This window comes from Chitinophaga silvatica (assembly GCF_003419895.1).
Taxonomy (GTDB): domain Bacteria; phylum Bacteroidota; class Bacteroidia; order Chitinophagales; family Chitinophagaceae; genus Chitinophaga; species Chitinophaga silvatica.
The window spans coordinates 1-19,143 of record NZ_QPMM01000016.1; the positions used below are offsets into that span (position 1 = coordinate 1).

Genomic DNA, 19,143 nt, shown 5'->3' on the forward strand with positions numbered 1-19,143 from the left:
CCACTTAATATTAATCTTTGCAGCTCTGCGAGTTTTTGTTTCTCGCAAAGGCGCAAAGATTAATATTAAGAGTCAAAGGTTTTTATTAAGATTAATAAGGAATAATAAGGATTAATCTATGTTGTTTAGGATAATAATTGATTTCTGTAATAATTTAAAGTAGCGGGAAATTCTTAAGATAAACCGCTTTGATCCTTAAAACTCATAAAAAATATCCTTAGAACTCTTAAAAAAAATCGTTACCACTTAATATTAATCTTTGCAGCTCTGCGAGTTTTTGTTTCTCGCAAAGGCGCAAAGATTAATATTAAGAGTCAAAGGTTTTTATTAAGATTAATAAGGAATAATAAGGATTAATCTATGTTGTTTAGGATAATAATTGATTTCTGTAATAATTTAAAGTAGCGGGAAATTCTTAAGATAAACCGCTTTGATCCTTAAAACTCATAAAAAATATCCTTAGAACTCTTAAAAAAAATCGTTGCCACTTAATATTAATCTTTGCAGCTCTGCGAGCAACAACTACCTAAATGGCTTGAAAAAACGATGCTGCGCTAATTCCAGCATTGGTAAATCGCCTTTGGTATCGCCGTAGGCATATATTTCCTTAAAGTTTTCGAGGCGGTATGCCTTCCTGATTCTATCGACCTTTTCCTCACCGTTACAATTCTTGCCAAGCAGATTACCTGTAATATGTTGGTCTACCGCTTCCAGCTGGGAACCAATACATACTATATTCAGTACCCGGCACCAGGGCGCTACCCAGTCTTGCCCGGAGGCTGTTACCACCACAACATGATGCCCTTTTTGCTGGTGATCTTTTATAGCAGCCAGGGCTTTGGGCCTGATTACTTCATGGAGCTTTGTTCTGCAAAACTCTTCACAGCTACGTTTAAACGCTGAGGTATGAATTCCACCAAAATAATAACCAAGTACCTGTTCCTTCACTTGTTGGGCAGAGATCATTTTCAATTTAAACCTGACTAAAGCAGGAAGTAATTGTATGATTCCGGCATATAAAGCAGCACTTCCTCTATGAAATCTTATGATTTCCCACAGGGTATCCTTGCGGGTAATGGTTCCATCAAAATCAAAAAAAGCAATGGTCACAATGAAAGTTTTTTAAAAATTGCTTCAGGGATTAATTTGATAATGAGCATAATATATTTCCAATGCCACTTAACATACAGCACATTTTTTTTGCTTTTAAAGGCTTTATATATTGAATTGGCTACAGCTTCCGGTTGGGCTGTAAGCAGTGGAGGCAGGGTCAGGTGTTGCGTCATTTGTGTATCTACAAAACCAGGTAACACGCTTAGCACATGCACATTGTATTTAAACAGCCTGTTTCTTAATCCACTCAGGTAAGCTGTAAAACCAGCTTTAGCACTTCCATATAAATAATTACTTTGTCGACCTCTTTCACCGGCTACCGAACTGATTCCTATAATAGTGCCATTGCCTGATTGTGCATACTGCTGAGAAATGATGTTTAGAATAGAAACAGCGCCAGTATAGTTAGTTTCAATAATCCGGGAAGCTTCCAACCAATTTTGCTGGGCTTTTTCCTGATCGCCGAGGTATCCGAATACACAGATAGTTACTGCCGGAACTTCAGGGAGTTGGGAAAAGAAAGAAGCATGGCTATTGTAATCCTGTGCATCAAATGCGTGTACCGATGCTTTAATACCATAACGTACCTGTAAATCCAGTTTCATTGGTTCCAGAGCTGAGGTATTGCGGCCAGCTAATTGAATATCAAACTTTTCGGATGCGAACTTTCTGGCTAGTGCTACAGCCATATCCGAACCTGCTCCTAATAATAGAACTGAAGGCATATCGGGGAAACGAGTAATTATTTAGTCAGTAATAAACGTTCTGATTGCAGCGATTCGAAACGTGCATCAGGATTATATTGTTTAACAATATCAGCAAATGCCTGGGCATTTGGATAGCTTTTCCAGAAGATCTGTTGTTGCATTCTGGCATCCTTGGATAAATAAAGCCGGCCGCCATACTGCAGTACAATTTCATCCAGTTCATCCAGAAACTCGAACAAGCCTTTGCGAACCGGGAAGTCCATCGCCAGGGTATAACCTTCCATAGGGAAGGAGATCAGGCTATCCTGTTTCCCAAATACTTTAAGTACAGTCAGAAATGAGCCCCAGCCTTTTTCACTGATACGTTTCATGATAGCTACCAATCCTTCTTTCTGATCGAGCGACAGTACAAACTGATATTGAACAAAGCCAGCTTTTCCGTATCCTCTGTTCCAGTGCAGGATAGCATCTAAAGGATAGAAGAATGGCTCGTAAGGGATAACCTTATGCATTTCCTTTTTATAGTTCTTCCCGTAGTAAAGAGCATTGAAAGCCTTGACAGTCAGTTTGTTTAGAACAAATGACGGAAGATTAAAAGGAACAACCAGTTTTCGTTTAGCCGGAATCGTAAGCGGAGCTTTTTGTTGTTGGGCGGTCAGCTCTTCGGGCTGAGCATGTTCACCCACAATAAGGATACTACGGCCGAAGGAATTGCCGGTTTGCAGGCAATCGATCCAGGCCATGCTATAAGTATAGTGCTTATAGGTATCGAAGAGTTGCAGCACTTCATCGAGGTTGGCAGCCTTGTATTGAGTCTGACGGATGTAGGCTGTACTGATTTTCTTCAGCGTAAATTTTACGCGGGTAATGATGCCGGTAAGGCCCATACCCCCTGCGGTAGCCTGGAATAAGTTGGTATGTTGAGTAGGGCTGCAACAAACCGTGGTACCATCAGCAATCAAAACATCCATGTCGATCACGTGATTGGAGAAAGTTCCATCCACATGGTGATTTTTTCCATGAACATCAGATGCAACCGCGCCACCTACCGTAATATATTTGGTACCTGGAGTAACGGGTAGGAACCAGCCTTTAGGAACAATGATTTCTAACAACTGATCTAAAGTAACGCCAGCCTGTACATCCAGGATTCCATTTTGAATATCGAAAGCTAATACTTTGTCATATTTCAACATGGAGATATTATTCTTCCCCAGGGAAGCATCTCCATAGCATCTTCCATTGCCTCTGGCAATGATACTGGAATTGGCAACAACGTATTGACGTAGCTGCTCTTCCTGGGTAAACGCATTTTCCTCGCTGGTAATAACTGGGTAATTTCCCCAATTTGATAACCGTTTTTGCATTATTCAAAAAAGCTTTTATCTGTTGGTAAATAGATAATTACATAAAAACTCAGGATCCACAGGAAGATGGTTAATTGAATAAAACGGTCTTTATATAGGATTTTAGTGGGTGAACCGGTATTGTTTTCCACGTAGGTTATTTGCAAATATCGCAATAATCCGCCAATAACGAACAAGGTCGTATAATAAAGCCTGTAGGTATTGAATCTGGTTTGTGTTTCGGGGGCAATTGTATACATCAGGTACGCAACGATGATTACTGCCGAAACGAGGGATAACATTACATTCAGGAAATCCATGTTATATCCTTTGCTGGCTTTGCGCATTTCTTTACCGGAATCCATACGGATCAGGATATCGTCTCTGCGTTTGGCGATAGCCAGAAACAGGGATAACAGAAAAATCATAATGGTGAGCCATTCAGACATGGCCACTCCACTTGCTACTCCTCCGGCCTTTACTCTAAGTACGAAGCCTATCGACAGGATAATGATGTCGAGGATTGAAATATTTTTCAACCCAAAACAATATAGTAAGTTGAGTACGAAGTAAATGGCGAGTACGAAAACGAATTTATCTTTAATCATTAATCCGATTCCGAAACCACCCACTACGCATAAAACAAAGAGTGCAAGTGCTGCACCTTTGGAAATTTCTCCGGCCGCCAGGGGGCGTTTGCACTTAACCGGATGTTGTCTGTCTGCCTCAATATCTCTATAATCATTCAGTATATATATACTGCTGGCAATTAAGCTAAAGGCGGCAATTCCTTCTAAAACCAGTATAACTTCATTGAGATTAAAGAGTTGACCCGCAAAAAATAGCGGGATGAAAAGAAATGCATTCTTAATCCAATGTTTAGGCCTAAGCAGTTTAATTAATTTCATGGGGAATGAAAAAGTTGGTCCGACCGGGCGTCAAGATACAATTTATTCGATTATTTTTGTCGCTGATTATCGTACAGTAACATATAATTCATAGAGAATCCCAATCAGATATGCCGGCACTGTCCCTAAAACAGCAACGGATTTCTATTGCAGAAATCATTATTATCGTTGCACTAGCATTAGTACCATTATTCGTTACATTCCCTTACAGGGTGAACATTTTCCTGTCCTGGGAGGGGGCTTATCGTTTATCGATTGGCGAGATACCGTATAAAGATTTTGGCCTGCCTTTGGGTTACGGTTACTGGATTATACCAGCCATTTTCTTTAAAATATTTGGTACCCAGATGATTACCCTGGTAAAAGCCCAGGTATTCATTAATATCATCTCAGGATTGGCGTTTAGGTCTATCTTGAAAAGTTTACAGGTAAAACCGGGGGTAAGATTTTTATCTGTATTGGTTTTTGTGTTGTCTTATTCCTTTTTTAATTTCTGGCCATGGTATAATCATACAGTTATTGTTTATGAATTAATTGGGCTTAGCTTTTTATTGAAAGCTTTGTTTTCGGATAATCGTAAGCGTAACTATATCTGGTTCGGTCTGGCTGCCTTTTTTACCTTCCTTTCGCTTTTCACCAAGCAGGATGGAGGCGGAATGGCCTTAATGCTCAGCCTGGGCCTACTGGCGTATAACTGTTTGGCTACCCGCCGATGGAGCGATCTGCTGGTATTTATAGGAATGTATGTAGTGATTGCCCTCTTATTTATTGTACCGCTGTTACCTGGGTTTAGCTACTGGTTTAACCATGGTCAACCTCCTCATAGCTCCCGCCTGGCAGTTAACGATTTTACAGATGAGATTTTGGGGAACTCCAATTGGATTAAAGGATATGTGGTGTTGGTCGGACTATGTCTGGCTGCCGGCATTAAGAACTGGGGCAGTTGGTTTCAACAACGCAGAGATGTGATTTTTGCTTTGCTTACGCTGGGAATTTTAGGAGAAGCAGCGATATTTCAGATTACCAGCTATACCCCGCCAGATAATAATATTTTCTTCCACAGCTTTGCTTTTGCATTCATTGCCAGTTATTTAAGTGATTTATTACAGTTGAATCTGGATAGAACCAAGTCAATATTAGGGGCTACCGTACTGATTTTATTCTGGTGGTCTGGCACCTGGTGGAAGTATGTAGGCAGATTTACAGACCGGCTCTTCCCTGCTCAGGAATTTGTAAGCACACCGGGAGTTGAGCATGAGAATGTGGTAAACAGGAGGAATTTCATGGTGAATACGGATACAACGGATATTCCGGTATCTAGCTGGGTGTTTTCGGATCTGGCCCCATTTCGTAAGATTTATATGCCTGTTTCCACGGTTGAGGGAATGAACCGTTTGCTGCAATTGCCGGTTGTGAAAGAAAATAAAGGTGATCTTAAAGTACTGAATATGACGGAGCTGACACCGCTAGCGGTTGTGTTGCCTTATCGGCCGGAGACCGGGCCTGATTTCCCGTTATGGTATCATTTAGGAGTAGGGATGTTTAACCGTCAGTTGGCGGCATTTAAAGAGAAGGTAGCGAATAAACAATATGATCTGATTTTGTATGAACATGCACCTGGATTAAACAACTTTTTTCCATGGGCTTTGCGTCAGGATCTTAAAGAACATTACCACCAGGTAGATAGCTTTTTGGCTCCAAGAAGACCCACGAATGCAGTAATTGAAGTATATGTAAAATAAATTATGTATCTTTTTCCCGCAAAAAGGGAAGGTTTGAACAGAGTAAAACTTTTGATTCCTTTTTTGGGTGGATATTATAAGAAGTTACAGAGAAAATTATATCAGTATTATACAAAAAAGCTCCTGGATAGGGAGCTTTTTTATTTTGATAAATAATTGATTTTTAATTTTTAGAATTGATGTATTGAAAGCAATGCTTTAAATATGGAATTTCCCTCATTTTGCCTCTGTTTTTATTAACCAGTAAAATGTATTTTGATGGTTAATGATAATAATTATCTTTGCATCTGTAGCAAAAAATCAGCTTCATGTTACCCTCCAAACCAATAGAATCGCTGCGATTAGATGGCGGTTTGTTTTGCCTCGATTTTGTAAATACGGTTTATAATCGGAAGCGTCCTAACGGGTACGATTACCTCGATAATTTCAAATCGTTGATTGCCTGGTACGGACATACGAAGTTACTTCCGCAGAAAATGTTGCATACTTTAGAAAGGTTAGGAAAAGATTACCCTCAAAAAGCGGTGGTTGTTCTAGAGAAGTCTTTGCAACTCCGGGAATTGTTGCATCAATTATTTCAGACAGTTTTGCATGCAAAGATGCCAGCCGCAATTATTGGCTCGCAATTCAATTCCTTTCTTTCAGAAGCCTATTCCAATTTGGAGCTGAGTATATTGCCTGATGGGGGGAAACTCCAATTTAATACACCAGCCCTGGAACAACTATATTGGTGGCCAACCAAATCGGCGGTTGAGTTGCTGACCTCAGATCAGTTGAAACAGTTGAAGGAATGTCCGGCCTGTGGATGGCTGTTCATTGATAAGAGTAAAAATCAATCGCGTAAATGGTGTAGTATGGCAACTTGTGGGGATGTAAATAAAGTGACCAGTAATTATCAGAGAACTAAAAGAAAGAAAAAATGACAAATCAGAAGAACAATTATTCGTCTAAATTACTGGCTTGCCTGGTGGCAGTATATATTATATGGGGTTCCACTTACTTAGGGATGAAGATCGCAACCAAGGTAGTTCCACCCTTTATGCTATCTGCCTTAAGGTTTTTATTGGCAGGGAGTATTATGCTTACCATTGGGCATTTAAAAGAAAAGGTTTGGCCAACCCGGCAACAATTAATTTCGGCCTGTCTGATTGGTATTTCACTGATTGGTATAGGCAATACCGTTACAGCCTTAGGTGTACATCATATGCCATCCGGCCTGGTGGCCCTGCTGGTAGCAGCGATGCCTGCCTGGATTTTAGGGTTCGACTGGGCTTTCTTCAGTAAACAACGGCCTTCTACACTTACACTATTAGGGATAGCCGTTGGGTTTATTGGGTTGTTTCTGCTTTTCAATCCGTTTACGAACCATGAAGACAGAAGCTATCCACTCTGGCCGGTGATTGTTGTAGTGGCCGGGAATATAAGCTGGGCATTGGGAACTTTGTTTGTAAGGCGTTTACCTATGCCTACACAGTTGACCAGTACCGGAATCCAAATGTTGGCTGGGGGAGTATTTGCACTGCTATGTAGTTTTATATTTGAGCCAGGTGCGATTAATACAGTACCTCATATCACATCAGAGGGTATTGCGGCTTATTTTTATCTGGTATTTATAGGCTCCTTAATTGGTTTTAGTTCTTACAGCTGGTTATCCAAGAATGCCCCGCCGAGGGTAACAGCAACTTATGCCTATGTTAACCCGGTAGTTGCGCTGTTTCTAGGCTGGCTTATAGGAAATGAGGCCCTGACTCCGATGGTAGGGCTGGCTGCTGGAATTGTAATTGGAGGAGTAGTATTAATGACCTTAGGAAGAAAACATAGTTGACTTACTAAGAGTGCTTTAAGGATATTTATTATCATAATATAAATTTTTATCTTTCTTTTCCCCTTGAAAATGATTATATTGCAAGAATCACGCTTGTACGGCTCAGCCTTTAATCCCGCTCTGGGATCAACCCTGTGATGAACCATCGCCATTAGCTGCATTTTATTTTCTATATGTAGGTTCCGCTCTTTTGGGTGCATTTTTTGTTTTTGTATGTGCTGATCCAATTGAAAGTAATTAGATAATAGATTAGATAAACTGACTATGCGAAAGACCATTATTGTATCGAACAGGCTGCCAGTAAAACTTTCTGAATCTGACGGAGACTACAGTTTACTTCCGAGTGAAGGTGGGCTGGCTACGGGTTTGGGTGCTATTTACCGCGAAGGAAATAACATCTGGATAGGTTGGCCAGGCCAGGAAATTGCAGATTCCAAGGAGCAGGAAAAGGTCACTAAGGCGCTGAGGAAGATGAATTTGCTGCCGGTATTTTTGTCACAAGAGGAAATTAATAACTATTATGAAGGGTTTTCCAATGAAGTATTGTGGCCGGTATTCCACTATATGGCCGTGTACGCCCGCTACGATCAGTCGTATTGGGATGCTTATTACCAGGTAAATAAGAAATTTAGGGATGCTATTTTAAAAATCGCGGACCCAGACGATATTATCTGGATTCAGGATTATCAATTATTACTGCTTCCCGGTATGATCAGAGCTGAAATGCCGGAAGTTTCAATAGGCTTCTTTCAGCATATTCCATTTCCGTCTTACGAACTTTTCCGATTGATTCCCTGGAGAGCTGAATTACTCGAAGGAATGTTAGGTGCAGATCTGATGGGTTTCCATACCTTCGATGACACCAGGCATTTCCTCAATGCCGTGAGCAGAATATTACCCGCCCAGACTTCTGCCAACGTAGTGTCTTATAACGATAGAGCAATCGTCGTAGAAACATTCCCGATGGGAATTGATTTCGAGAGATATTCAAAACTGGGCAACGATCCGGAAGTTAAGTTACAGATAGATCGACTTAAAGAAAACTTTCAGCATGAAAGACTCGTCCTTTCCATTGATCGGCTCGACTATAGCAAAGGAATAATCCAGCGTTTACAAGCCTTTGAATTATTGTTGCAATCACACCCCGAATATTTGGGTAAGGTAGTCTTATATATGATAGTGGTGCCATCCAGAGATACGGTAGCACAGTATAAGGATCTCCGTGATGAAATTGATAAAGCGGTGGGGAATATCAATGCAAGATTCAGAACATTAACCTGGCATCCGATCCAGTACTTCTATCGTTCTTTTCCGATAGAAACATTATCGGCACTTTACAACTTTGCAGATATATGCCTGGTTACCCCAATGCGAGACGGTATGAACCTGGTGAGCAAGGAGTATGTAGCCAGTCGGAATACTAATGATGGAGTGCTGATTCTGAGCGAAATGGCCGGGGCATCTAAAGAATTAATTGATGCCATCATTGTAAATCCAAATAACATTGGTGCTATTACCAATGCTATTGTGGAAGCCCTGAACATGCCAATGCATGAACAGCAAAGAAGAATGAAAGCGATGCGCACAGTTGTTGCCAAATTTAATGTGCACCACTGGGTGAAACTGTTTATGACCCGATTGAAGGAAGTGAATGAGATGCAGCAAAATATGCTGGCCCGTAGGGTCAACCAGGAAACTGCTACCATGATCAGGCACCAATACCAGGCAGCAAAGAAGCGGATCATATTTTTAGATTACGATGGCACATTGGTTGGTTTCCAATCGAATATCGATTTAGCGGCGCCAGATCCTGATTTGTATCAGCTCCTGAGGGAATTGTCTGGAACTCCGGGTAACGATGTTGTAATCATAAGTGGCCGAAATCATAAAACGCTGGGAGAGTGGTTCAACCACCTGAAACTCGATATGATTGCCGAGCACGGGGCCTGGCAGAAAACTAAGGAAGGAGAGTGGTACCAGCTTCCCGGTTTAAGTGATTCCTGGAAAAAGGAAATTCTCCCAATTCTGGAACAGACAACAGACCGTACTCCTGGTTCCTTTATTGAAGAGAAAAGCTATTCATTGGTATGGCACTACCGGAAAGTAGAATCCGGATTAGGTGAGCTGAGAGCCAATGAGTTGATGAATACACTGCGCTATTACACCAGTGAAAAAGGACTTCAGATTTTACCAGGGGATAAGGTGATTGAGGTGAAGAATATCGAAATCAATAAAGGTAAAGCTGCCCTGAGCTGGTTAAATCATCAGCCTTACGATTTTATCATGGCTATGGGAGATGACGTTACCGATGAAGATATCTTCAAAGCATTACCGCCTGAAGCGATTACAATTAAAGTAGGTAGTCAGGTTTCAGCTGCACAGTATTATTTAAGGAGTTATCATGAAGTGAGACATTTTTTAAGAACACTTCCGAAGTAAAATGGCAGATAATTTAAAAGGAATAGGTCTTGATTTTATTGCCTTTAAGTGATTGATAAATTTCCTTTACCGTAGGCTGGGCAGGGGTAAACCCTGCCCCTACAGGTGGTTCATTGACACCATATTTCTATCTGGTAGTTAAATCTCATGTTAAATGTCAAGCTATTAATTTCAATTCTGTAAAGTAATAATACTACAATATAGAAACTGTAATTCGCTGAAACTCTGTAGGGGCAGGGTTTACCCCTGCCCAGCCAACGGTAAAGGAAACTAATCCTACAAATAGAAGTCAATGAAATCAGGACCTATTTCCCCTTAACATATCAACCTAACTCCGACAACTGCAGATCATCAACCTAAACATTTTTCTACAAAAATATCGGTACATCCAGCTTCATAGCAATTCTATAAGCTGCATTCATTAAACCTACATGGCTATACGCCTGTGGAAAATTCCCCCACTGACTACCATTTTCCGACTCTACATCCTCACTAAATAACAGCAAATGATTAGAGTACTGTAGTAACTTCGAAAACTCACGTTGCGCATCGTCTAATCTTCCAACACAAGCAAGGGCCTCTACATACCAAAAAGCACAAACCAGGAAAGTGGTCTGAGGCTTCCCGAAATCATCGGAATGTCTGTAGCGGTAGAATAATCCTTCTTCTGTTTTTAATTCTTTTTCCAGGGCAGTAAGATGATCTTTAGCTTTTTGACTATTAGGATCGAGATAATTCATCATGATTAGCTGGAGAGTACTGGCGTCCAGATCACTACTACCAGCGGCATTGGTATATACTTTTCTCACCGGGTCGTAGCAGCTTTCGATATGTGCGGCAGCTCTATTTTTCAGCTGAATAGCTTTTTTAATCAGCGCTTCATTGCCTATAGTTTTAGCCATTTTCTCGGCGGCACAACATCCGGCCCACTGAAATAAATTCGTATAGCAGTGGATGTTAGCCATGTTCCTGAATTCCCAGATTCCGGCGTCTTTTTCATCGATGGTTCTCTCTATTTTATTCAGCAAGAGTTCTATCCATCTTGCAGAATCTTTCCTTTCTGAAAAGATAAACCGGTGATCTGTATATAGAGGGAGCATGGAAATGAGTACCTGTCCATATATATCATTCTGAATATGTTCGTAAGCCTGGTTGCCTATTCTCACGGGTTTATTTCCCAGGTATCCCTCCAGTTCGGGAAGAATGCTTTCTGTAAGTGTTTTTTGCCCTGTAATCCCGTATAGTGGCTGATATCGTGCATCACCAGAGAAAGATATATCTGTGATATATCCGAAATATCTTTCCATTTCCTCAAAATGGCCGATGTGATTAAGTGCCGTAATAACATAATAGGTATCGCGCATCCAGCAGTATCGGTAATCCCAGTTCCTTCCGCTATTTGGAAATTCTGGTAAACTGGTGGTGCTGGCAGCTATAATAGCACCGGTATCTTCGTATTGGTGAATCTTTAGGGTGAGAGCAGCACGGATTACATAAGGTTGGTAGTAATTGGCGATAGAGGATTGTTTGATCCAGCTACGCCAGTAGGTTATTGTTTCCCTTAAAAATCTTTCGGCCGTACTTACCAGTGGGGCTTCTAAAGGTCGACCATAGGTTAGCACCAGGTACCTGGTATCGTTCAGCACGAAGAACTCTTCATCAAACAGGTAGCTAACCGCAATGTTGGTGGTTAGCCTGATGTTTTCTTCGCAACCAGCAAACTCAACATGGCTGCTACCGCGCATGGGTTTCAGCTTATAGGAGCCATAATCGCATACAGGTTCGCATTTTACCCTGATTCTTGGAGATCCTTCAAGTGGTTCTATTTTTCGTATGAGCATCAGCGGTTTGAAGAAGCGTTCATACTGATAGAACCTGGGAGCAAAGTCAGTCACCCTGTAACTTCCTTCTGAAGTGGTGATTTCTGTACAAAGAACATTTGTGTTCTCAAGATAATACTGGAAGGAGTCATAGCTGCCTTCAGGAAGAATAGAGAATTCGCCACCTTTTTGTTTGTCGAGCAATCCACCAAAAATAAAGGTGCTATCCATTCGTGGCCAGCATAGCCAGTCGAGATTTGTATTTCTATTCACATGCGCGATAAAAGCACAGTTTCCAACAATGCCAGTCTGATAGGTATGTCTTTCCATCTTTTTCCGGATTTGATTGAATTACAGTTTTACATACAAATTGTTCAAGGGCAAACAAAAGCTATTCCAAGAAAGCGCCCGGTTCCATTTATTAACAAAACATATTAGAATTGAGTTTCAAAGTAATACCTTATTTTAGTGAAAAGACCATCGGCCATGCAGACAACGAAACAGCAGCAGATTTTACCTCAGTTTACAGCTCTACCTACTTCTAATGAGAAAATTTATATCCTGGCTGGAGACCTGGGAGGTACTAAAACCAATTTAGCTATTTGTAGTCTTGTTTCGGGGAAGTTAGATATGATCCGTGAAGAGAAATTTGCCTCGAAAGATCATGAGGATTTTGCTGAACTAATAAAGGATTTCATTAATGAAAGTCCTGAGACTCCCCCTCAGCGTATATGCATCGGAGTAGCCGGTCCGGTTGTAGCCGGGCAGGTTGAACTTACAAATCTTTCGAGAGCCTTGCGTGTCAGCGATATACAACAACTTACGGGAGTGAACCGCGTGGCGCTGATCAATGACCTCGAAGCCACCGCATACGGACTAGCCACTTTATCTCCCTCTCATCTGAATACCCTCCATTTAGGAGAAGCCGGGATTACCGGAAATATGGCCATCATTGCTCCAGGTACCGGTTTAGGAATGGCCGGTTTGTACTGGGATGGCAAATTACATCACCCGTTTTCTACAGAAGGCGGCCATACCGACTTCGCCCCCCGCACCGATCTGGATATTCTGCTACTAAGATACCTCCAGGAGAAATATGAAATTGTAAGTGCCGAAAGAGTTATCAGTGGTCCGGGTTTACGCGATATCTTTGAATTCCTGAGAGATATTAAAGGTATGGACGAACCGTACGCCCTCAGAACAGCTATGGCAGCCGGTGACCCTGCAGCCGAAATAAGCAAAGGCGCCATAGAAAACAAAATTCCAATCTGCGTGAAAGCAATGGATTTATTTGTACGCTACCTGGCCCGAGAATCCTGCAACCTGGTCCTGAAACTAAAAGCAACCGGAGGTCTGTTTTTAGGAGGTGGTATTCCGCCAAGGATTTCCAAGCTCCTCGAAACCGGAGAATTTTACCATCATTATATGCAGAGTGATAGAATGGCGTCACTTTTAAACAGTGTACCGATTCATGTTGTAGCGGAAGATAAGGCGGCGTTGTGGGGCGCGGCGTATTATGCGGGGTTGATGGAGTAGGGGGGATTAATATTTACTGCTTTAGGTAGTTCCAAGGGGATTACTGGAAGACTTGAAGACCTGCGCGGTGCGCGAGTCTTCTTTTTTTGGTCTATAATTTACTCTATAATGATTGAGTAGGGCGGTAGACTTTACGAATTTGCAATTATTCTTCCTTACCGCCAATCTAGCTGAACTTTACTCTAAAGTTTATTCCAGACTATAAACAAAGTTGAGTTCACTCATATCTTCGATTACCATTTTTTGTAGTGTGGCAATTAATAGCGCTGTTGCTATTGATGTGTTTGTGCCTGCATTACTATAATATAGATTGATTTCATCGGACAAGTCTTCGTAAAGAAATTTATTGGGGAAGTTCAGATCTCCATGTACATATCGAGATCTATAATCATACATTTTACTGAAATGGAACTTATTTGCCAATCTTTTGCCTAGGAATAATTCACTTTTTTCCGATAACTGTCCTAATAAATTTGAATTACCCTTGCAATACAGCGCCTCTAAACCAATAAGCGACCAAAAGATTACATGATGAGGCATTGTGAACAAATCGGAAAAAAAAAGATAAGAGAATGCAGTTAAAGCCCTTTCTAGCTTTGTTGAACTCATCCCTAAGATATTTTCGTTTTGCCAGTACCAGTTCCAAGTTTTTTCGTAGTCTAACTTTTTTATTTCTGGCCAGCCTATTTCATTTGATTGATACAAAGAATAACCCATGAAATGATGTTGTCTGCCGATTTCGTTTATTATTTTGTTGTTTTTTATTAATATTCCTCCTTCATATCCAAATATGCCAGGTTGTGCAATATTGAATACAATCAGGCTATGTTCAATATATGCAATAAGTAAATTATCAATACTCTCTTTGCTAAATTTTGCCTCTAATTCCGTTAATCTCATGGGATCAATTTCGAATACCATTTTTAAGAAAGAATGAGTTAAAAAGCCATGGCTTTCTAATCTATGAAAGGATTCAATTGCTAGTAGGTCTTCTAGTTTTTGAACTGGTTCTATGAGTAGTAAGCCTATTACAATTCCTTTTCGAGTTAACCTATACGATTGTCCATCATTTCCTACATCTATAACTCTCTGATTTAACCATTCATATTCAAATTGTTCAAATTCGGGATCAGTAAGTTCGATGAATGCCGTATAGTTAATGGATTCCATTGATAATTTAGATTAAGATTGAATAGTTTTACTTTGGAGAAAATTATTTCCTCATTAGTCTTTTCGATATTACAAAATATCAGTTACGCTTTATCATTCCTGTCTTTAATAAATCATAAATCTGGCTAAGTCCCTGAATTGATTCTAACGTAAATTCTGAAGGGGCAAAGCAATGTGAACAAAGAAATACTTCAGTTTCAAAGAATAGATCAAAATCGCTTTTATCAAGGCTTGATGTATTTCCACATTTCTCGCATTCTGATATTAAGACCTCTGAGAGTAGATTATTAATATTTTCTTTTCGGTGATTTAGAAAAACTTTGTCGGTTGCCAGCAATCTTTTAATTCCCCTAATTACTTTTTTTACCTTTCTCTTATCTTCAGGTAGAAACTGAAGTAATATTTCATCTGCAATCGATGCAGCGTAAATTAGTAGGATGGGTACAAAGTAATAGTATTGCTTCCAATATCTCTCATAGTCGTTAGAACCAGAGAATACAAAATTTAGGTTTTGATTAGATGTCTTATAATTGCTGTCATTAGTTACAATATGTAACGCTTGATTAGAAATTCCGTTTATTCCCGCGGCAAATGATTTGTCATATCTTATTTTGTAAATTAGATCAGCGCTAGCTCCTATAGAGGTCACTTTCTTATAAGCCTTCTCTATTATTTCTTTTTCATTTGGTGGATGTTTTTTAGACGATGGGCCATATAGCTTTATATCACCAATATGGAAGAATTTATTAATGAACTCTTCTGGCTCTATAAGTAACTGCTCTAATAGTAGTAATTCATCTGTAAACGGTTTTCTTAAAAGGGCATAAGCAACTGAGAGTTTACCTTTTTGCGCATTAATAATTGATTCATATACAAAATTTACGAAATCAGATAGAATTGAGAGTGTAATATGCTTTACCAGTATTGTATTTAATTCGTCACTTTTACCATGGTTTTTTAACCAGTCGAGTATATTTAGATTCCCAGCTTCTAGTTGTTCGGCTTCGGAACCCTCTTGTATAGTTATTTTAAGAGCAGTCTTGTTAAAGTAAGGATGATATTCTTTATTAGATAGTAAGTCGGTCAATTGATCGTAGATATGTGCACAGGCATTGTTTGCCAAATGATAGCTGTCTGGTAAGTGAGTTTTCTGCCCTTTATTAATTAATAACATATGTAAGTAAGTTTTGACAGTTATTCTGCAGAACACTGTTTGAGTAAAGATATGATATCATCTACGCAGCTAATCTGCGTAGGTCGTTTTTTTATACGTCACTTGTCTCCGGAAGATGTTTGATTGTTTCACAATCGGTCTTGCAATTTCCTGCCTGGCAGAAATTTGCAAGATAACAGGTTGTATCACACCCTGCCTTTATAGCGCTTTCCCTCCGAAGTCGGGGCGGCTATGCCCTCTCAATGTTATTTGCTTTTGAACCAGACCAATTTTGGCAACGTGTCAGATTAATAGTCAGGGAAGAATTGGCAGTCAAAGAAAAAGCAGAATCTAAAGTATTAGAATATTTGTAAGCAACACGTGATTGTAAAGACTATTCTTACAACGTATCCCAAAGAAAAATTTCCCTTCTAGTATAATAGGAATTTACTCATTTAGCTAAGGGAGGAGAGCACCTCAAAATACCTCATTTTCCAACCTCATCAGCTTTCAATATTCCCATAATCCCCAAGACATTCCATAAATATTCAATTCTCAGCGCCTTCATTTTCAGCAATTTATTCAAAGAAATAGGCTAAAAAATTTGGCGACCTCAAATTTTAGCCTTAAAAGACTTGTCTATAAGTAAATCCGCTTTAGGCAGAGTTTTGTGCTTTCAAATATTTCCTATAATTTATATTATGTTAAATAAACAAACGCTATATTTACGACTCCTAAACAACTCTCTCCTAAGTGCCTAAAAGTTGATTTTTTATGATTTCTCAAATTTTTTTTCGTATTGAGCTTTGTTTTTTACGCACCAGCCTTGAGCAGATTGAGAATATTGAATTCTCAGGGCCTTCAATTAAGCGAGTTTTATGGGAGAATAAAAAGTTATTAAGAAAGTGTCACTCCTCTCTTCAACGATATATTAAAATCCATAGAACCTATCAAAGGATTTATCGGAATATTCTGGTTTGGAATTCCTTGAGTGTCTTTTGCTTTAGTTTATCCATTAGTGTTACCTGGAGTTCACTTCTCTCCATTAATGAAAATGATTCTAAACAAAATCACTTTCAATACGGCCCACCAACCAAGCCTTGAGAATCTGTTGACAGGTTAACAGAATTTCATATTAAAATGATTCTCTTTAACTCTGAATTAACACTTACAAGATTCACAGTTAATAAATTGCAAATCATAATTGATCTAATTAATTCAAAATCAGACCACCTATATCATTTTAATAACCTCAAATAATAACCTTGCATGTTAAAGATTTCCCTTGATGAATTATTTAAGGAACAATCTCAAACTCACTTCCTGGCTACAATTGAACCATTAGTAGACACCGACTTCTATGTAAAAGTTACACCTTGGGTTAAGGAAGTTGGATGTATATGCAATTATTCTTTTGATATGCTAAAGATCTTATATGAAGCCGGCAATTAATCTTATTCCTGGCTTTTACTCATTCCCTTGTATCCCATAATTTATCTATGATTCCCAATTTGTTTTCTTCACCCTTTAAATAAGTATTCTTATGAGTTCATCTCAACCTAAGACTAATTATCGTATTACGGAGCTTACCAAGCTTGGCATTAAAATATTAGAAACAGCAGATGATGTAGATAAGGCATTAAAAGAACCAGGCACTTCGTTTTTTGTTGTTAATAGCGTTTGTGAAAGCACAGATACTATTTTGTTGCCGGCACTCAAACTTTATATGAGTGATAGCGATTTTGAAAAACCAGATAGAATGTTTTCAGTATTTGCTGGTTTAGATAGAGAAAGTACTAATAGATTAAGAAAACATATTGACGATCAGGAACCCGGCCTTCCTCATACTTCCCCTAGTGTGGTATTCTTTAATAATGGAAAACTTTCATATTATTTGCTCCAGCCTTATATTGAAAGACAAGATCCAAATGGGGTTGCCGCTGATATTGGAAATAGCATATTAGATATGCTTTATCCTGATAAAAAATAAAAAACACTGAATAATGAAGAGCAGATTTCCTGCTCTTCATTATTCCTACACAATTGCCTATGAAGGCTGATTTTTTCACCTTTTAAAATTAATTTTTATGCGTTACAATCCTGAATTAATCAGGTCCCTTAAAGATGACTTGGTTAATCTTGGTATAAAAGAATTGAGTTCATCAGATACCGTAGATAGAGTCATGAAACAGAACGGAACCAAATTGGTTATAGTCAACAGTGTATGTAGTTGTTCTGCTAATATAGCTCACCCGGCAATAAGAAATATTATGGAAGACGACTCTATTAAGAAACCAGACAGAGTTGTTTCTGTATTTGCCGGAGTGGATATAGACGCAATTAAAAGATTTAGAATTTATATCGCCGATATCCCCCCTTCTTCTCCTTGTATAGCCCTATTCAGAAACCAGGAACTATTACATTTTATTCCGAAGGATCGCATAGAAACCTGGGGGTTAGAGGGAACTACTAAAAACTTAAAATTGGCTTTTGAACATTTCCATATAGATTCAGATGATTCTGATGATACAGAGTAAACTCTTTACTCCGGGTTTATTTTATTCAGCATAATACTTTGAAAGGTCTCACTGCTGATATTGCCAACAGTGTTAGAGACGCAAAATCCAATTTCAATTAAGAGTTATTTACAAAAACTGACAGATATAAAGTAAAATTCCATAAAGATTGCAACAATTGAATATCTATCCTCCTTACAAAATATAGGAGGATAGATTCCTTCTCTTAAATTTTCCACTACAGGGAACGGTAACCTGTTCTATGCATACCTGCTGGCTCATCCAACTTCAGAATTTAGAAAAGAAATTCCCTACTTCTATATCACTGCTGAATTCCCTACCACAGCTATTTCAGAAGGAAATGAACTTTCTTCTTTTCAACTGCGTTAACCCAAACGTGAGTTCTGAATTTTTAATTTATCACCTTTAAAATTATTGTTTATGCCTTACTCTCCTTTGTTAATTAAACCCTTTAAAGATGAGCTGATTGATGTTGGTGTAAAAGAAATGGTTACACCAGAGGATGTAGATAAAATCATGGATCAGTCAGGAACTACCTTAGTTGTAATTAACAGTGTATGTGGTTGTGCTGCTGGTATGGCTCGCCCTGCAATCAGAAAAATTATGGAAGATGACTCTATAAAGAAACCAGATAGAATCGTGACTGTATTTGCCGGACAGGATTTAGACGCAACTGCAAGGTTCAGAAATTATATCGCAGATATTCCCCCTTCTTCCCCTAGCATAGCATTGTTCAAAGACAAAGAACTAATCTATTTTATTCCTAAGCATAGAATAGAAAGCAGGGATGCAAACGCTATCGCTAATGATTTAACAAGCGTTTTTGAAGAATACCTGGTTGATTAAG

General features: G+C 39.2%; 16 protein-coding genes. 9 read left to right on the forward strand and 7 right to left on the reverse strand.

The window, feature by feature from the left end:
- Positions 1-522 precede the first annotated feature (522 nt).
- Genes DVR12_RS24930 through DVR12_RS24945 form a run of 4 tightly spaced genes read right to left on the reverse strand, consistent with a single transcriptional unit; the run spans position 523 to position 4,074 of the window.
- On the reverse strand, positions 523-1,110 hold the full coding sequence (locus DVR12_RS24930; RefSeq protein WP_158563367.1) for an HAD family hydrolase: 588 nt from the start codon (positions 1,108-1,110) through the stop codon (positions 523-525).
- A complete protein-coding gene (locus tag DVR12_RS24935) occupies positions 1,107-1,838 on the reverse strand; it encodes an SDR family oxidoreductase (RefSeq protein WP_116978535.1) in 732 nt (243 codons plus the stop codon). Before DVR12_RS24935 ends, DVR12_RS24930 begins: the two co-directional genes overlap by 4 nt.
- Positions 1,839-1,855: 17 nt before the next feature.
- On the reverse strand, positions 1,856-3,187 hold the full coding sequence (locus DVR12_RS24940) for an FAD-binding oxidoreductase (protein ID WP_116978536.1): 1,332 nt from the start codon (positions 3,185-3,187) through the stop codon (positions 1,856-1,858).
- Positions 3,187-4,074, reverse strand: coding sequence for a decaprenyl-phosphate phosphoribosyltransferase (locus DVR12_RS24945; RefSeq protein WP_116978537.1), 888 nt, complete (start codon positions 4,072-4,074; stop codon positions 3,187-3,189). Before DVR12_RS24945 ends, DVR12_RS24940 begins: the two co-directional genes overlap by 1 nt.
- Positions 4,075-4,184: 110 nt before the next feature.
- Here DVR12_RS24945 and DVR12_RS24950 point away from each other — a divergent pair, with 110 nt between their 5' ends.
- From DVR12_RS24950 to DVR12_RS24965, 4 genes are all read left to right on the forward strand, one after another.
- On the forward strand, positions 4,185-5,816 hold the full coding sequence (locus DVR12_RS24950; RefSeq protein WP_116978538.1) for a hypothetical protein: 1,632 nt from the start codon (positions 4,185-4,187) through the stop codon (positions 5,814-5,816).
- A 308-nt stretch (positions 5,817-6,124) separates the two neighbouring features.
- Positions 6,125-6,739, forward strand: coding sequence for a CGNR zinc finger domain-containing protein (locus tag DVR12_RS24955; protein WP_116978539.1), 615 nt, complete (start codon positions 6,125-6,127; stop codon positions 6,737-6,739).
- Positions 6,736-7,641, forward strand: coding sequence for an EamA family transporter (locus DVR12_RS24960; protein ID WP_116978540.1), 906 nt, complete (start codon positions 6,736-6,738; stop codon positions 7,639-7,641). The genes DVR12_RS24955 and DVR12_RS24960 overlap by 4 nt, the downstream gene beginning before the upstream one ends.
- A 264-nt stretch (positions 7,642-7,905) precedes the next feature.
- A complete protein-coding gene (locus tag DVR12_RS24965) occupies positions 7,906-10,080 on the forward strand; it encodes a bifunctional alpha,alpha-trehalose-phosphate synthase (UDP-forming)/trehalose-phosphatase (RefSeq protein WP_116978541.1) in 2,175 nt (724 codons plus the stop codon).
- 368 nt (positions 10,081-10,448) lie between these two features.
- Here DVR12_RS24965 and DVR12_RS24970 read toward each other — a convergent pair whose 3' ends face one another.
- Complete coding sequence (locus DVR12_RS24970; protein WP_116978542.1) at positions 10,449-12,230, reverse strand: glycoside hydrolase family 15 protein; 1,782 nt, start codon at positions 12,228-12,230, stop codon at positions 10,449-10,451.
- Between the two features lie 156 nt (positions 12,231-12,386).
- Between DVR12_RS24970 and glk the strand changes: the two genes are divergently transcribed.
- The gene (gene glk / locus DVR12_RS24975; RefSeq protein WP_116978543.1) at positions 12,387-13,436 is read left to right on the forward strand and encodes a glucokinase; all 1,050 of its coding nucleotides are present in this window, start codon (positions 12,387-12,389) and stop codon (positions 13,434-13,436) included.
- A gap of 189 nt (positions 13,437-13,625) precedes the next feature.
- Here the strand turns inward: glk and DVR12_RS24980 are convergent, their stop codons facing one another.
- Positions 13,626-14,606, reverse strand: coding sequence for a hypothetical protein (locus DVR12_RS24980; RefSeq protein ID WP_116978544.1), 981 nt, complete (start codon positions 14,604-14,606; stop codon positions 13,626-13,628).
- Positions 14,607-14,685: 79 nt separating this feature from the next.
- Complete coding sequence (locus DVR12_RS24985; protein WP_116978545.1) at positions 14,686-15,780, reverse strand: hypothetical protein; 1,095 nt, start codon at positions 15,778-15,780, stop codon at positions 14,686-14,688.
- Positions 15,781-17,028: 1,248 nt separating this feature from the next.
- Between DVR12_RS24985 and DVR12_RS24990 the strand changes: the two genes are divergently transcribed.
- The 4 genes from DVR12_RS24990 to DVR12_RS25005 all read left to right on the forward strand — a co-directional run bounded on the left by DVR12_RS24990 (position 17,029) and on the right by DVR12_RS25005 (position 19,142).
- Positions 17,029-17,211: a hypothetical protein gene (locus tag DVR12_RS24990; protein WP_116978546.1), complete on the forward strand. Its 183-nt coding sequence runs from the start codon at positions 17,029-17,031 to the stop codon at positions 17,209-17,211.
- Positions 17,212-17,302: 91 nt separating this feature from the next.
- A complete protein-coding gene (locus tag DVR12_RS24995; RefSeq protein WP_116978547.1) occupies positions 17,303-17,749 on the forward strand; it encodes a BrxA/BrxB family bacilliredoxin in 447 nt (148 codons plus the stop codon).
- 97 nt (positions 17,750-17,846) lie between these two features.
- Complete coding sequence (locus DVR12_RS25000) at positions 17,847-18,296, forward strand: BrxA/BrxB family bacilliredoxin (RefSeq protein ID WP_116978548.1); 450 nt, start codon at positions 17,847-17,849, stop codon at positions 18,294-18,296.
- Between the two features lie 420 nt (positions 18,297-18,716).
- The gene (locus DVR12_RS25005; protein ID WP_116978549.1) at positions 18,717-19,142 is read left to right on the forward strand and encodes a BrxA/BrxB family bacilliredoxin; all 426 of its coding nucleotides are present in this window, start codon (positions 18,717-18,719) and stop codon (positions 19,140-19,142) included.
- Position 19,143 lies beyond the last annotated feature (1 nt).

Excerpts from the sequence above, each read along its gene's own strand:
- DVR12_RS24935 (WP_116978535.1), bottom strand. The coding sequence starts at position 1,838 with ATGCCTTCAGTTCTATTATTAGGAGCAGGTTCGGATATGGCTGTAGCA.
- DVR12_RS24940 (WP_116978536.1), bottom strand. The coding sequence starts at position 3,187 with ATGCAAAAACGGTTATCAAATTGGGGAAATTACCCAGTTATTACCAGC.
- DVR12_RS24945 (WP_116978537.1), bottom strand. The coding sequence starts at position 4,074 with ATGAAATTAATTAAACTGCTTAGGCCTAAACATTGGATTAAGAATGCA.
- DVR12_RS24950 (WP_116978538.1), top strand. The coding sequence starts at position 4,185 with ATGCCGGCACTGTCCCTAAAACAGCAACGGATTTCTATTGCAGAAATC.
- DVR12_RS24955 (WP_116978539.1), top strand. The coding sequence starts at position 6,125 with ATGTTACCCTCCAAACCAATAGAATCGCTGCGATTAGATGGCGGTTTG.
- DVR12_RS24960 (WP_116978540.1), top strand. The coding sequence starts at position 6,736 with ATGACAAATCAGAAGAACAATTATTCGTCTAAATTACTGGCTTGCCTG.
- DVR12_RS24965 (WP_116978541.1), top strand. The coding sequence starts at position 7,906 with ATGCGAAAGACCATTATTGTATCGAACAGGCTGCCAGTAAAACTTTCT.
- DVR12_RS24970 (WP_116978542.1), bottom strand. The coding sequence starts at position 12,230 with ATGGAAAGACATACCTATCAGACTGGCATTGTTGGAAACTGTGCTTTT.
- glk (WP_116978543.1), top strand. The coding sequence starts at position 12,387 with ATGCAGACAACGAAACAGCAGCAGATTTTACCTCAGTTTACAGCTCTA.
- DVR12_RS24980 (WP_116978544.1), bottom strand. The coding sequence starts at position 14,606 with ATGGAATCCATTAACTATACGGCATTCATCGAACTTACTGATCCCGAA.
- DVR12_RS24985 (WP_116978545.1), bottom strand. The coding sequence starts at position 15,780 with ATGTTATTAATTAATAAAGGGCAGAAAACTCACTTACCAGACAGCTAT.
- DVR12_RS24990 (WP_116978546.1), top strand. The coding sequence starts at position 17,029 with ATGTTAAAGATTTCCCTTGATGAATTATTTAAGGAACAATCTCAAACT.
- DVR12_RS24995 (WP_116978547.1), top strand. The coding sequence starts at position 17,303 with ATGAGTTCATCTCAACCTAAGACTAATTATCGTATTACGGAGCTTACC.
- DVR12_RS25000 (WP_116978548.1), top strand. The coding sequence starts at position 17,847 with ATGCGTTACAATCCTGAATTAATCAGGTCCCTTAAAGATGACTTGGTT.
- DVR12_RS25005 (WP_116978549.1), top strand. The coding sequence starts at position 18,717 with ATGCCTTACTCTCCTTTGTTAATTAAACCCTTTAAAGATGAGCTGATT.